We start from the raw sequence: 14,756 nt of genomic DNA, 5'->3' as shown, positions 1-14,756 counted from the left end.
ATCCTGAAGGACAGGATTCATCTCTCAGAAACCATGACCTCACGACAAGAGCAGCCATCGCAAACGCCGCGCAGCAAACGCTTCATGAGCTAGGCAAGGCGTACCACGCAAGAGCTCAGAAGCTCTGCCTCGTAAGGGTCATGGGTAGCCACGATGAGAGTGCGGCCCTCTTCGCAATCGCGCACGATGGCGGCAACGGTCTCCCGCGAGCGGCTGTCCAGCCCCGAAAACGGCTCGTCGAGCAGCAGAATGTCATGCGGCGCAAGCAGGGCGCGAGCCAAAGCGATGCGGCGGCGCTGCCCTCCCGAGCATGCGCGCGCGGGTCTGCCGATGCACTCCCCCACACCGAGCGCCTCGAGCAACGACGGCGCTTCGGCCCATGCCGCATCGCGAGGGTGCAGCGCCAGACGCGCATTTGCGAGCGCGTCAAGGTGTTCTATCAGGCGGTCCTCCTGAAATACCATCGAAACACGCGGCACCTCACGCACGGAACGAGGCCGCGCGCCCGCCCCTCCATGCCGAGGAAGCGCATTCGCGCCCGAGGTTGCACCGCGCAGAGACGAGGGACGGGGATCGGCCGCACAGGAATTGCAGGCAGGGCCTTCTTGATAAGAAGAGCCCGACTCGCCATCGCGATGAATACGGAAAAGCGAAACCGAACCTTCGTCGGGCGCTTCAAGCCCTGCCGCCATACGAAGCAGGGTGGTTTTGCCAAAGCCCGAGGGAGCCATAAGGCACACGGATGCGCCGGGCTCTGCCGCAAACGACACGTCCGAAAAAGCCTGCACCCCATCGAACGACTTGGCAACATCGCAAAACCTGACGACCGAAAGCTCCGGTTCGCATGCGCCATGGCCACAATAGGGCTGGTGAAGAGCGGGGTTGGGGCTGGGATTGGAATCAGAATTGGAGTCGGACCTTGAGCCCGCGCCGGGATCGGCGTCAGCGCCGGACACGCCCTTCCCCCCTCGGTAGAATCCGGCGTTGCCCGACCGACGATCGGATGCGTCCGCCGATATTCCGAAAGCGCCTCCCACGCCAACCAGCAGCCATGAAAGCGCCTTTTCAAAGAGCACGCTCAGGCAGACCACGGCGAGCGTCCAGGCGAACAGGTCAGCCGTATCGAAATAGATTTTCGCACCGTAGAGGGCCTCGCCCATGGAGCCGGCAGGAATGGCGATGATTTCCGCCGCGACGCCGGCCTTCCACGCCATGCCCATACCCGAAGCGCACGCCGCGCGAAAATACGGCCAGACCTGAGGAAGATAGATAGCCGACAACCTGCGCAAGGGTGGCACGCGCAGCACATGCGCCATCTCCAGCAGGCGAACATCGGTCGAGCGCACGCCGTCGCACACGTTTTCATACACGATTGGCGCGACCACCAGCACGCTCACCACCACGGCAAGCTGCGAGGCCCCAGCCCATATAAGCGCAAGCACCACGAAACAGGCGACGGGCACGCTCTTCATGAGAGCCATCGCAGGGGCGAAGAGCTCGCCCAGCCGCACGAAGCGCATGGCGCCGGCGGCACAGAGCAGGCCGAGCAGCGTCCCGAATGCAAACCCCTCCGCGATACGCACGAGCGTGAATGCCACGCGCATCCAAAACTCCGACGTAGCGGCAAGCTCGAAAAAACGCACCAGCACGTCGGCGGGCCCAGGCAGCAGCAGCGCACTGCTCATGAGCATAGAAGCAATCTGCCATGCCGCGACCCATGCCACTACCGCCCATGGGCGGATGCGGAAACGCGTCGAAGAGGCATGCCCGCGACGCTTGGAACTGCCGCCGTTTTGCAAACCGCCTTTTCCTTTGGCGAACACCGCCCCTCCTTCCTTCCACCGATGCGAAGCTTCGCCGATTCGCGGGTTTTCCGCTGAGAGTGCATCGCGAAAAACACCACTCGGACAATAGCATCATACAGAAAGGCGGCAGCCGCACGCGCGACAGCCGCCTTGCCATACGCAATCGCAATACCTGTCTGACCCAGATAGTCTTTCTAGCTCAGATAATAAAAATCTTCTCCGGGCATCGCGCCTCCCACCGATTCGGGCGCGGCTTCATAGAGCGTTTGCAAATACCCCGAAAGCGACGACTTCATCTCCTCGCCCGACACGAACACGATGTTGCAGTACGGAATCGCCTTCTGCGCCACCGCCGCGTCGATAATGCCCTGGTCGCCGATGATTTGCGACGCTTCATCCACGTTATCGTTCACGAAGGTGATGGAATTCGCATAGTCATCCATAAACGCAGCCACCGCATCGGGATTATCCTGCACGAATTGAGTGCGCGCCACCACCACGCCGGTAATCAGCTGCGCGTCGGAACCCACCGCCTGAGCCGTTTGGTCCCACACGTCATTGAGGTCGATAGCGATACGTGCGCCCTCCACCTTAGAAAGCGCGCTCGTTGCGAAAGGCTGCGGAAGCATGGCAACGACGGAGGAATCGGCCTCGAGCGCTGCCAGGCATTCGGCATGCTCGCTCTTCCACTCGATGGTCACGTCGGTATCGGGGTCGATGCCGTTGTTCTCGAGCAGGTAGCGCAAGGCGTACTCGGGCGTAGAGCCCTTGCCCGCCGATACGATGGTCTTGCCCGCAAGATCCTGGATGCTCTGCACGCTATCGTCGACGCATACAATGTCGAGCACGCCGAGCGTGTTCACGGCCAGCACCTGCACCGCGCCCTCGGTCTTCTGGTAAAGCACGGCAGCCAGATTGGCGGGCACCATGCACATATCCAGATCGCCTTGGATGAGCATGGGCGTAAGCTCGTCTGCCGAACCGGCAAGCTCGAACGAATAGGCGCACGAATCGCTCACGCCGCTGGGCGCGTCACCCATCATGCCGGCAAGCCCCATGCCCGTGGGGCCCTTGAGCGCGCCGATGCGCACCTCGGTCTGCTGAATCTGCTGAGTCTCGTCCTGAGCCGTAGCGTCAGACGAGGGTTCGCCCTCCGAAACGACCTGCTGCGAGCATCCGGAAAGAGCGAGAATGCAGCCCAACGTCATCGCCGAAAGAGCCAGAAACGCCCGGCGCCCGAACGCCCGCGCGCAGCGAGCCGTCTGACCTACCTCCATGGCATGCTCCAATCTTTCAGATGGTTCGAATGCAGCAGAGCCTCGGCCTTCTCGGAAAGCGGAGCCTCCAGATAGTTCTCGTAGCACGCCTTGACCGAAGGGTTCTCATGGCTGAACCGCAAGGCGCTCTTTTGGTCGATGCCGTGCAGAATGCCGGCACGCGGCGCCGCCCATTCCTCGCCCTCGTGGATCGGCTGTCCGCCGCCGCCCACGCACCCACCGGGGCATGCCATGACCTCAACGAAATCGTAGTCCACCTCTCCGCGCTCGATAGCGGTGCACAAGGCGTCGGCATTGGCAAGTCCGCTAGTCACAGCAATGCGCAGCGTGCGGTCAGGCAGCTGGAAGCTCTTCTCGCGCCAACCGCGGTCCGCGCCGGCGCTGCGCACCTCGCGGAACGCGTCTGCATCGGGGTTCTCGCCCGTCACCAGGAAGTACGCGCTACGAAGCGCCGCCTCCATCACGCCGCCCGTCACGCCGAAGATATGACCCGCGCCGGTGGCCACGCCAAGGGGAGCATCGAATTCTTCCTCAGGCAGCAGAGCCACGTCAACAAAGCGCGATTTCAGCTGGCGGATAAGCTCGCGCACCGTGAGCACCACGTCGACATCGGGGCCGGCGCCCGCGGCGTCCATTCCCGGATACGTGCACTCCTCCTTCTTCGCCACGCACGGCATGTACGACACCACGAAGATGCGCGACGCGTCCACATCCAGCAGTTCGGCATAGTAGCTCTTGGCCAACGCGCCGAAGATCTGCTGGGGCGATTTAGTGCTGGAGAGCTTATGCACAAGTGCCGGATGCTTCGCCTTGAGGAAGCGAACCCAGCCGGGGCAGCACGACGTGAACATGGGGCCCTCTTCGTCAAGGCGATGCAGAAGCTCGCTGCCCTCCTCCATGATGGTCACGTCTGCCGCAAAATCGGTATCGAACACGTAATCGAAGCCGAGCTTGCGAATGGCAGCCACCATGCGCTGCGGAGTCGCCTGAGCGGGATCGATCGCCAGCCCCTCGGCCCACGAGGTGCGCACCGAGGGCGCCACTTGGGCGATTACGATCTTGTCAGGATCGGCGAGCGCCGCAGACACCTTGGCTATATCGTCGCGCTCGTGCAGGGCGCCCGTCGGGCAATGCGTGATGCACTGGCCGCAGAACGAGCACATATCCTCCGCAACCGCGTCCACGCGGGCGCGCGAACCGGAATCCACAAGATCCCACACGGAGAGATGCTGCACCTTGGCGCATACCGACACGCAACGCAGGCAGCTCACGCACTTGGCGTGCTCGCGCACGAGCGGGAAGCGCGCGTCCACCGGGCGCGAGTCGAATGAGCTCTCGAACGGCACCTCATGGATGCCGAACGTATCGGCCAACGACTGCAGGCGGCACGTGCCGTTGCGGAAGCACGTAGGGCAGCGGCGGTCGTGGCGCGACAAGATGAGCTGCAGGTTGGTGCGACGGGCGGCATGCACGCGCGGCGTATCGGTGCGCACCACCATGCCGTCGGTCACCTGGTTATCGCACGCTGCCACCAGATGGTCGACGCCTTCCACCTCGACCAGGCAAAGGCGGCACGCGCCGATCTCGTTGATATCTTTCAGATAGCACAGCGTGGGGATATCAACCCCGTTCGCGCGCGACGCCTCGAGAATGGTGGTTCCCTCGGCGACCGTTGCGCTCACGCCGTCGATAGTGACGTTTACCACGCGAGCCTCCCCTCTTTATGCAGGATTCCGCAACCGAAGTGATCGCAGTTGAGGCAGCGTGCCGCCTCCTGACGCATCTCTTGGTCGGAGAGCCCGTATTCAACCAGTTCGAAATCGCCGCGGCGCTCGGCGCCGGGACGCTCCCCCATCACCGCGCGTCCACATGGCACGCGGTCGTCCAAACGGGCAGCGGGAATCTCGACGTCCACCGCAATCGTATGATGGAACCCGAGGTACTCATCGATATGCTTGGCCGCCTCCTTGCCGTCGGCGATGGCGAGGATGACCGTGGCCGGGCTGCGCATGGCATCGCCGCCCGCGAACACTCCGTCGATGCTGGGCACCGCGCGCGTCTCGTCCACGTGGAACGTCTTGCGGTCACGCTGCGCGCCTTCCTCGGCGAACGCATCGGAAAGGATGTCTTGCCCGATGGCCACCACGATGCGCTGGCAGGCAAGCTCCACCGGCTCGCGGTCGGCGGCGATAGGGGCGGGGCGTCCTGCCTTTACCGGCCCGATGATCTGGGGCTGCGCCACCAAAGCGCGCACGTTGCCGCCCTCGTCGGTCGCGATGGACAGCGGCGCCATGAGGTCGCAGATCTCCACCCCGTCGGCGATGGCGCCCTCAATCTCCTCGGCGAGAGCCGTCATATCGGCCACGCGGCGACGGTATACCACGCGCACGCTTGCGGCGCCCATGCGCACGGCAGAGCGCGCGGCATCCATGGCAACGTTGCCGCCGCCGATCACGCACACGTCAAGGCCGTCGAAATCCGCCGGCGACCCTTCGCCGACCTCGCGCAGCATCTGCACGGCGCTCACCACGCCCGATGCGTCCTCGCCCTCGATGCCAACCTTTTTATCGCCGTGCGCACCGATGGCCAGATACACCGCATCGAAGTCGCGGCGCAGGTCGGACATGCTTTTGCCGCCCTCGCCTACCGCTTCTCCGCATCGCACTTCGACGCCCAACGCCTCGATGGACGAAATCTCGTCGTCAAGGATGGCTTTGGGGAGGCGGTAGTTGGGGATGCCGTAGCGCAGCATGCCGCCCGCCTTCTCTCGCTGCTCGAACACGGTCACGGCATGCCCCATGCGCGCAAGGTAGAACGCGCAGGTGAGCCCCGAAGGGCCGGCGCCCACAATGGCAACGCGCTTGCCGGTGGCCGGCGCGCACTCGACGCGACGAGGCGCCGTGGCGTGGTCCACCGCATAGCGCTTGATGCCGCGGATGTTCACCGCATCGTCCACCATGGTGCGGCGGCACGTTTTCTCGCACGGGTGCTCGCACACATACGCGCACGCGCTGGGGAACGGGTTGTCTTTGCGAATGAGCTCCACGGCATCGTCGTATTTGCCGGCGGCCGTAAGGGCGATGTACCCCGGAACATCCACATGGGCAGGGCAGCTCACCACGCAGGGAACGCCCTGGCTCGACCACATGACGCAGCGGCCCGACGCGGCGTGCTTCTCAAAATCGTCGCGGAAGCCGCGCACCGCGCGCAGCACCTGCTCGGCGGCGTGATAACCCACCGCGCAATCGGAGCTGATGCGAATCTGCTCGGCCAAGTTCTCCAAGGCATCGATCGCGCCCTGCTCGGCACGGCCGTCGATGATGCGCTCAAGCATCTGGCTAATCTGCCCCAGCCCGATGCGGCACGGCGTGCATTTGCCGCAGCTCTGCGCATGGGCGACGCCCACGAGCGCACGAGTCATGTCCACGGGACAGGTGCCGCGGGCGTTCGCCTCAAGGCGACGCGTGGTGCCCAGGCACAACCCGCCTAGCACATTGCGCATAGCGTCTTGGGGCGCTTCGGTTGCTAGCGTCATATACTCCCCCAAAATCCTTAAAGACCGCCCAAGAGGCGAGCGGTCGCCCGACACAATACGCGAGACGGGCCGCAGCCCGCATCGCACCTCGATGAATGAGTGTTGAATATTCATGCTATCACGCACGGGCACAATCCCTGTGTTTACAGACGGTTAAACACGGGGAGCGGCGCTCGGGCCTAGCTCATCACCTTCGCCGACACCACGTTGCCGGGAGCCACCATGAGCACGCCCACCTGACCCGCCTCGGGCGCATCGAAGTACATGGCGCCGTCGATGGTCTCGGCCATAGAGAAACGCCCGGACTGCTTGAACGTCACCACCACGTCCACGCCTTCGACGTATTTGAACGGCGTGGGATCGGACGTGAGCGCCACCACGGTATCCACCCCGCAGTCTTCGAAGTGCTGCAGAATGCCCTCGATGCGCTTAAGCGTGGCGGGCGACACGTCGTCTTCATCCACGTCCTCGAACATCTCCGCCACGCTGCTGTAGGCGTTGCGCACGCGCGTGGTGGTGCTCGTGCTAAGCGAGCCGGCGGTATCCTTGGTGGTGGTCGTGGTGATGCGCGTGGTGGCGCGTCCCTTTGTGGAGAGCGATGCCAGATCCTCCTCCGTCAGGCTGAAGATGCCGTAGGTGCGATCGCCCTGCATGATGATGCGCCCTGAGGCATAGCGACCGAGGTCGGTCGAATCGATCGAGATGATGGAGGCGCCTTTCTCCTGATACGCCTCTTCAGCGTCCTCGAGCGTAACCGTGTCGCGTTGGGCGCCCACGGAGCGCTTTGAGGACCCCGTGGTGCTCGAGGACGCGGTGCCCGAACCATTCCCCAGCTCACGCGAGGCGCTATCCGCGGATTCGCCATCGATGGAATCCGCCTCATCTTGCGACGATGCGCCGCTCGACGCAGCCGATGCGCCGGAAGACCCCGAGCCCGAAGCGGAATCCTCCTCGTCGTCCGAGCCAAAGATGCCGGAGAGGATCCCCTGGACGCCGCCCTGGTCCTCATCATCGGTCTCGTCGGCCGCATCGGGCCTCACCGTGCCCTCGAACAGTATCACGCCGTAATCCGACATATCGCCTGTGGCGTCGTCGATGGTCGTAGCGGCAACATTGAGACCATGTCCAGCATTGATATAAGAGAAAAGCGCAACGGCGCCCGCGAAAAGCAGGCACGCGAAAACGCCCAGGGCGATGCGCTCGCGTTTAGAGTGGCAGTCATCGTGCTTCTCAGAGCGCGCCGTGATCATACGAGCCGCCTCGGCGGAACAGGCCGGCTGATCGGCGGGCACGGGCTCCAGGCCTTCGACGGCTTCGGCGGCATGCTCCGAACCGCACGCTTCCTTCGAGGGCGCGTCAGGCGCCGCATCCGGCATGATGCCTTCCGCGTGATTTCCCCGCGGATCCGCTGCGGCCATCACGCCACCCCCTTCGCATCGGGCTCGGCGGGCGCGTACTCCGCATCATCATGGATCCCGTCCTCTTTGCTGGAGGATTTAGAGCTCACCATGAGCACCATGGCGATGATGCAGGCGAATCCAACCAGGTCGATGGAAGGAAAGTAGGTTCCCAGACCAACGGCGGTGAAGATGGTGGCCGCCACGGGCTCCACCGCTGCGATGAGAGACGCCTTGACGGGACCGATATCGGAGATGGCCTGCATATAGGCCCAGCTCGCGATAAGCGTGCCTATGACCACGCAGCCCGCGAAGCCGAGAAGCGATGCGGGCGTGAGCGGCATGGGATCGATCCACGGCTGCACGATCACGCACATGAGCAGGCCTCCCATCAGCATGCCCATGCCGATGGTGACGATAGAACCCCAGCGGCCAATCAGGCGCGTGGGAATGAGATTGTAGAACGCCTGGCCGAGCGCCGCCGCCAAGCCCCACACCAGCCCCGGGAGAGGAATGGCGAGCTTGGACACGTCGCCCTGGGTGGCGATGAGGAACACGCCGATGAGCGTCAGGCACAATCCCGTGATCTCGCGCTTGCGCGGCATGCGGTGGCTGATGCGCGCGTTGTACAGCATGATGATAGCCAGGCCGATCATGGAAAGCACGGTGGCGGTACCGCTATCGGTGTAGCTGATCGCCGTGAAGTAGGTGAACTGGCAGAACATGATGCCGAACATGCCGAAAAGGAAAAAGCCCACGAGCGAACGCTTGGAGCGCGCCGCAGCAAAAAGGCGCTTGCGGTCGATCGCGAGCGCGAGCAGGATGAACAGTACGCCCGAGACGGTCATGCGCACCGCGGTGAGCCAATCGGTGCGCACCGCGAACTCCTCGAACAGGAACTCGGCGCACGTGCCGGAGAACGCCCAGCCAACGCCGCCCAGCAAAGCGAGGAACACGCCGCGCACGAAGCGAGAGCGCGTAACCATGCCCTTGATCCTGCGTTTCATCTTTCCCCCTTCGCGCCGCATGCGGCGCAGCTCCTCAGGCCGCGCACTGCGGCACGTGTGGCGGCATGTCCCGATGGCACGCCGCCGGTTTTCGCCTCTAACCCAAAATATCCTTAAGGAACCGGCCGGTATGGCTCGCCTCCACCTGCGCGACCTGCTCCGGCGTTCCGCACGCCACAATGGTACCACCCTTCGATCCGCCCTCGGGGCCCAGGTCGATGATGCGGTCGGCGCATTTGATGACGTCGAGGTTGTGCTCAATCACAAGCACGGTGTTCCCCTTGTCAACCAAGCGCTGCAGCACGTCCAGCAGCTGGCGAACGTCCTCCATATGCAAACCCGTGGTGGGCTCGTCGAGGATGTAGAACGTGCGGCCGGTCTGACGGCGCTGCAGCTCGCTCGCCAGCTTAACACGCTGAGCCTCGCCGCCCGAGAGGGTGGTGGCGGGCTGGCCCAGGCGGATATAGCCCAGACCCACGTCGTGCAAGGTCTGCAGCTTACGCGCCAAACCGGGGATGTTCTTGAAGAACTCCAGCGCCTCGTCCACCGTCATCTCGAGCACCTCGTAGACGTTCTTGCCGCGGTAGGTCACCTGCAGCGTCTCGCGGTTGTAGCGCTTGCCTCCGCATACCTCGCACGGAACGTACACGTCGGGCAGGAAATGCATCTCGATCTTGATCTGGCCGTCGCCCTTGCACGCCTCGCAGCGGCCGCCGCTCACGTTGAAGCTGAAGCGTCCGGGCGCATACCCGCGCGCCTTGGCCTCCTGCGTGCTGGCGAACAGGGCGCGGATGTCGTCCCATAGCCCGATATAGGTGGCGGGATTCGAGCGAGGCGTGCGCCCGATGGGGCTCTGATCGATGTCGATGATCTTATCCAGCTCCTCGTAGCCGGAAAGCTTGCGGTATTCGCCCGTGCGATGGTGCGACCTATTGATGCGGTTGGAGAGCGCAGGGGCCAGCGTGTCGGTGATCAGGGAGCTCTTGCCGCTGCCCGAAACGCCCGTGACCACGGTGAGCGTGCCTATCTCTACCTGGATGCTCACGTTTTTGAGGTTGTTTGCCTTGGCGCCTGCGAGCTTCACGGCGCCGCGCTTGGGACGACGGCGCTCCTTGGGCACCACGATGGCGCGGCGACCCGAAAGGTAATCGGCCGTAATGCTGCCCTGAGCGGCGGCCACCTCCTCGGGCGTGCCGGCAGCAACCACGTGCCCGCCCAGCTCGCCCGCGCCCGGGCCCATATCCACCACATAGTCGGCGTGGCGGATGGTGTCCTCGTCGTGCTCTACCACGATGACCGTATTGCCCAGGTCGCGCAGGCGCTCGAGCGTGGCTATCAGACGCTCGTTGTCGCGCTGGTGCAGGCCGATGGAGGGCTCGTCCAGGATGTAGAGCACGCCCATGAGGCCCGCGCCTATCTGGGTGGCCAGACGGATGCGCTGCGCCTCGCCGCCGGAGAGCGTGGCGGTGGCGCGCTCGAGCGTGAGGTAGTCCAGGCCCACGTCCACCAGGAACTTCAGGCGGGCGCGAATCTCCTTCACCACGGCGGCGGCAATCACGGCTTCGCGGTCGGTGAGGGTGAGGGCCTCAAAGAACTCGAGGCTTTCCGCCGCACTCATCTCGCAGACCTCGTGGATGTTCTTGCCCGCCACGGTAACGGCCAGGATCTCGGGCTTCAGGCGCCTACCGCCGCAGGTGGCGCAAGGAATGGTGGCGAAATATTTCTCGTATTTCTCGCGCTGCGTGTCGCTTTGCGCATCTTTGTAGCGGCCCATCACGGCCTCGCAGGCGCCCTCCCAGTCGATAAACCAGTAGGTCTCGCGGCCGTCCACGGTCACGTAGTCGACGCGCACCTTCTCGCCCGGCAGCCCGAAGAGAAGAGCCTTGCGCACCTTGGACGGAAGATCCTCCCAAGGCGTCGCAGGGTCGGCGCCTAGATGACGGCACACGGCGCGCAGCACCTGAGGATAGTAGTTGCCCGTCGAAAACGGCGCGATGCAGCCCTCGTTGAGCGAAAGCGACGGATCGGGCACGAGCAGGCTGGGGTCTACCTCCTCGCGGCTGCCCAGGCCGGCGCAGTCGGGGCAAGCGCCGTAGGGCGCGTTGAAGCTGAAGTCGCGCGGCTGGAGCTCATCCATCGAATGGCCGTGTTCGGGGCATGCGAGCGCAAGCGAATACAGATGGTCGGCGGTAGAGACGCCGGTGAACCCGGGCGTGCTTTTCTGCGGGTCCGACCCCTTGTCCTCGTCATCCACCACATGCACGATCACGCGGCCCTCGGCAAGCTTGGTTGCCATCTCCACGGCCTCGGCGATACGGCTCGTCGCCGAGCTCTTAAGCACCACGCGGTCCACCACCACGTCGATCGAATGCTTGAACTTCTTGTCGAGCTTGCGGGGCTCGCCGTCAAGGCGCACGACCTCACCGTCGATGCGCACGCGAGAGAAGCCCTCCTTCTGGAGGTCGGCCAGAAGCTTTGCGTGCTCGCCCTTGCGGCCCATGACCACGGGCGCCAGGATGAGCGCGCGCTTGCCCTCGCCCAGGCCCAGGATCTCGTCGGTCACCTGGTCGGTGGTACGCTTCTTGATCTCGCGGCCGCACTCGGGGCAATGGGGCACGCCTATGCGCGCGAACAGAAGACGCAGATAGTCGTAGATCTCGGTGGTGGTGCCCACGGTGGATCGCGGGTTTTTGGAGGTGGTCTTCTGGTCTATTGCCACGGCAGGCGACAGGCCGTCGATGCTATCGAGGTCGGGTTTGTTCATCTGCCCCAGAAACTGGCGCGCGTAGGCCGAGAGGCTTTCCACATAGCGACGCTGGCCTTCGGCGTAGATGGTGTCGAAGGCCAAGCTTGACTTGCCCGAGCCAGAAAGGCCGGTGATGACCACCAGCTTGTCGCGCGGGATGGTGAGGTCTATATCTTTGAGGTTGTGCTCACGGGCACCCTTGATGACGATGGAATCGCTTGCCACGCTCTCCCCTTTCACGGGTCACATTTCGGCAACCGAGTATGATAGCGCAGCGATAGAGGGCCTGCGAACATTCGTGCGCAGGTTCGCCGGGATTCCACAATGCGGCAGACAATGCCCCATACGGAAGACCCGCGGAAAAGCGTAGCCCCTCTCATGCCCCCAATGCATCCTGACACGCCTGCGGGAGATCCTGGGGCTGAACCTCCTCCCACGAAACCACGCCGCGAATGGGCAGCACGCGCAGCATGAGGTAGGCGCCGTCGCGCAGCTCGCGCGTGGTCTTAAACGTCACCTCTTCGGATCGCCCGCGCTCGTCGTAAGCGGCGAGCGTGTATTCGAACGGCATGTCGGAGTCGCCCGAGTCATGCACGCGCGCATTGTCTATCTGCGCATACCGCGGCGCACCTTCGCCCGTCACCGACGAAAGCGCGAACCAAGCCGCACCCACCACGGCAGCAACGGCGACGATCACGACGATGAGGCCTTTTACCGAGCTTCGTTCCATGCGTAAACCTCCTATTCCATCACGGATCAGATAAAGACCATGATGAACGAGGCGGCTTACGGCATCCTGGCGCAGACCTTTCATCAACCTTACCGATTGTCAGCAAAGCTCAAACGCCCAGACGGCAATCGGCATATGGCGCCGTTCCGAAAGGCACGCACGCCCCTCCCCGCTCTCGGGCGCTATCGAGACGCAGGCAATCGGCCTACACCCCGGGCTTTACCAGACCGCTTTCATACGCCGCCACCACCAGCTGAGCACGGTCATGGGCGTCGAGCTTGGTCATGATGCGCCCGGTGTGGGTGCGCACCGTTGCGGGAGAAATCACAAGCGCGTCGGCAATCTCCTCGTTGCTCAAGCCCCGACCCACCAGCGTGAGGATCTCGCGCTCGCGGTCGGTGAGAGCCTCAACCGCGGTGCCGTCGAAGCGCTTGCGGCGACGCGACTCGGCATAGGCCTCCACGAGCCTGCGCGTGATAGAGGGATCGATGAGGGCATCCCCCTCGTGCACCACGCGCACGGCGCGGGCCAGCTCGTCGGGCTCGACGTCTTTGAGCAGGAAGCCGCTCGCGCCAGCCGCCAGGGCATCGTAGACGTATTCATCCAGATCAAACGTCGTAAGGATGAGCACCGACACATCGGCGGTGTCGGGGTCGGCGGCGAGCTCTCGCGTAGCCTGGATGCCATCCTTGCGAGGCATGCGGATATCCATGAGCAGCACATCTGGACGCATGCGGCGCGCGAGCGCCACGGCGTCGGCGCCGTCCACGGCCTCTCCCACCACCTGGATGCCTGGGAACGACGAAAGAATGAGCCTGAAGCCTTTGCGCACAAGCTCCTGGTCGTCGGCAATGGCGACCCGAATGGGACGACCCGCATCGTTAGCAGCAGCAATATCAGCCATGGTTCCCCTCCAAAGGTATCTCGGCGATCACGGTGCATCCCTCTTGCGGAGCGCTGCGCACCGTGAACGTGCCGCCTATCGCGCCCACGCGTTCGGCCATGCCCTGAAGGCCATGGCCCTCCGCGTGCTTCGCGGCGTCGGTATCCATGCCCACGCCGTCGTCTGAGAATTTGGCGTATGCCTGCGAGGCGGTAGAGCGCAGAAGGATATCCACGCGATGCGCCTGCGCATGCCGCACGGTATTGGTGGCCGCCTCGCGCACCACCTGAAACAGCGTCATGTCCACGAACGCGGGCACTGCTGCCCGGTCATAGCCGCGGTCGGTCAGCGTCACGCGGATATCGGCACGCTCAAGGTATTCCACCAGGTCGCCCATGCGCTCCGTGCCCTCGGCGGGCGCCTTTTCGGCTTCCTCGTCGCCGCGCAGCACGCCGATCATCGCACGAATCTCCTCAAGAGCGCCCTTGGACACGGCGCGTATGTCGCCGATGGCCTCCTTGGCGGCCGCAGGGTCTATATCAACGAGGCGCTCGGCAGCGGCGGCCTGTATGGCAACGGCGGAAAGCGAGTGGGCGGTGATGTCGTGCACATCGCGCGCGATGCTAACGCGCTCTTCGGCCACGCGGCGCGCGGCGAGCTCCTCGCGCCCGCGCTCCGCCTCGTCAAGACGCCGACGCGTTTCAAGGAGATACGCCGCATACACGCGCATGGCGAAACCGGCCAAACCGCCGGCGGCAACCACCGCCACGTTCATGCCCTTCATGATGAAGGCAAGCGTCACGCTCTGATACGGCGTGGGGGCAAACGCCACGCCTACGGCAACAACCGCCGCCGCAAGGATAGCCTCGCGCCGGGGGCGCTCGTTCGCCACCGTGTACACCGCAACCACGGGACCCACAACCGACAGCGAGAAGCCATACATGTAGCCGGCCGTGAACAGAAAGCATGACAGCACGATCAGCAGCGTGGGCCAGGGCGCCACGCGACGCAGCACAAGCGGAAGCGTAGTGAAGGCGAGCGCCACATAGGAGTAGAACCCGGGCACCAGATCAACCTGCCGCATCATTTCGCGAAACAGGTTGTCCACGAACACGACCGACGTGGACGCGAGCAAAAGCTGCGCGCACCCGAACGCGAACGCCGCTATGGCCACGGCGGCGTCAATCGCCCAATCTTTGGGCGTGCGCTCCTCCTCGTCGTCCACGGGCTCGGGGATGTCTTCACGAAAGGGTATGTCAAGTCTGATGTTAGTCATATGGCCACTCTATCCGATGGAGACCGCATGCGCCATACCCCACGCGACGTACTCGATGCAAAGGACACGATAGACGCATGGAAAAGACCCGGAAACGAAG

10 protein-coding genes are annotated in these 14,756 nt (G+C 64.0%); all 10 read right to left on the bottom strand.

Annotation, left to right across the window (positions count from 1 at the left end; all coding sequences use genetic code 11):
• Positions 1–89: 89 nt before the first annotated feature.
• The 10 genes from DMP06_RS11785 to DMP06_RS04330 all read right to left on the bottom strand — a co-directional run bounded on the left by DMP06_RS11785 (position 90) and on the right by DMP06_RS04330 (position 14,656).
• Positions 90–1,823 (bottom strand): ATP-binding cassette domain-containing protein, encoded by a 1,734-nt coding sequence (locus DMP06_RS11785; protein WP_123208535.1) that lies wholly within the window; start codon positions 1,821–1,823, stop codon positions 90–92.
• 176 nt (positions 1,824–1,999) lie between these two features.
• A complete protein-coding gene (locus tag DMP06_RS04370) occupies positions 2,000–3,082 on the bottom strand; it encodes an ABC transporter substrate-binding protein (protein ID WP_123208534.1) in 1,083 nt (360 codons plus the stop codon).
• A complete protein-coding gene (locus DMP06_RS04365; RefSeq protein WP_123208533.1) occupies positions 3,073–4,788 on the bottom strand; it encodes a [FeFe] hydrogenase, group A in 1,716 nt (571 codons plus the stop codon). Before DMP06_RS04365 ends, DMP06_RS04370 begins: the two co-directional genes overlap by 10 nt.
• Positions 4,782–6,617, bottom strand: a complete 1,836-nt coding sequence (locus tag DMP06_RS04360) for an NAD(P)-binding protein (RefSeq protein ID WP_123208532.1) — start codon at positions 6,615–6,617, stop codon at positions 4,782–4,784. The genes DMP06_RS04365 and DMP06_RS04360 overlap by 7 nt, the downstream gene beginning before the upstream one ends.
• Positions 6,618–6,796: 179 nt before the next feature.
• Positions 6,797–7,993, bottom strand: a complete 1,197-nt coding sequence (locus DMP06_RS04355) for a hypothetical protein (RefSeq protein WP_148042490.1) — start codon at positions 7,991–7,993, stop codon at positions 6,797–6,799.
• 41 nt (positions 7,994–8,034) lie between these two features.
• On the bottom strand, positions 8,035–9,021 hold the full coding sequence (locus tag DMP06_RS04350) for a DMT family transporter (protein ID WP_161957814.1): 987 nt from the start codon (positions 9,019–9,021) through the stop codon (positions 8,035–8,037).
• Positions 9,022–9,118: 97 nt separating this feature from the next.
• Complete coding sequence (gene uvrA / locus DMP06_RS04345; RefSeq protein ID WP_123208529.1) at positions 9,119–11,992, bottom strand: excinuclease ABC subunit UvrA; 2,874 nt, start codon at positions 11,990–11,992, stop codon at positions 9,119–9,121.
• A 151-nt stretch (positions 11,993–12,143) separates the two neighbouring features.
• Entirely contained in the window at positions 12,144–12,497 is a 354-nt protein-coding gene (locus DMP06_RS04340) for a YxeA family protein (protein WP_161957813.1), read from the bottom strand.
• A gap of 205 nt (positions 12,498–12,702) precedes the next feature.
• Positions 12,703–13,401 (bottom strand): response regulator transcription factor, encoded by a 699-nt coding sequence (locus tag DMP06_RS04335; RefSeq protein ID WP_123208527.1) that lies wholly within the window; start codon positions 13,399–13,401, stop codon positions 12,703–12,705.
• On the bottom strand, positions 13,394–14,656 hold the full coding sequence (locus DMP06_RS04330; protein WP_123208526.1) for a sensor histidine kinase: 1,263 nt from the start codon (positions 14,654–14,656) through the stop codon (positions 13,394–13,396). Before DMP06_RS04330 ends, DMP06_RS04335 begins: the two co-directional genes overlap by 8 nt.
• Positions 14,657–14,756 lie beyond the last annotated feature (100 nt).

Origin of the sequence: Slackia equolifaciens (assembly GCF_003725995.1) — a bacterium.
Taxonomy (GTDB): domain Bacteria; phylum Actinomycetota; class Coriobacteriia; order Coriobacteriales; family Eggerthellaceae; genus Slackia; species Slackia equolifaciens.
This window is presented reverse-complemented; position numbering and strand designations above follow the sequence as displayed.

Bases quoted from the DNA above. Each gene is read 5' to 3' on its own strand.
- DMP06_RS04370 (WP_123208534.1), bottom strand. From the start codon at position 3,082: ATGGAGGTAGGTCAGACGGCTCGCTGCGCGCGGGCGTTCGGGCGCCGG.
- DMP06_RS04360 (WP_123208532.1), bottom strand. From the start codon at position 6,617: ATGACGCTAGCAACCGAAGCGCCCCAAGACGCTATGCGCAATGTGCTA.
- DMP06_RS04355 (WP_148042490.1), bottom strand. From the start codon at position 7,993: ATGCCGGATGCGGCGCCTGACGCGCCCTCGAAGGAAGCGTGCGGTTCG.
- DMP06_RS04350 (WP_161957814.1), bottom strand. From the start codon at position 9,021: ATGAAACGCAGGATCAAGGGCATGGTTACGCGCTCTCGCTTCGTGCGC.
- DMP06_RS04340 (WP_161957813.1), bottom strand. From the start codon at position 12,497: ATGGAACGAAGCTCGGTAAAAGGCCTCATCGTCGTGATCGTCGCCGTT.
- DMP06_RS04335 (WP_123208527.1), bottom strand. From the start codon at position 13,401: ATGGCTGATATTGCTGCTGCTAACGATGCGGGTCGTCCCATTCGGGTC.
- DMP06_RS04330 (WP_123208526.1), bottom strand. From the start codon at position 14,656: ATGACTAACATCAGACTTGACATACCCTTTCGTGAAGACATCCCCGAG.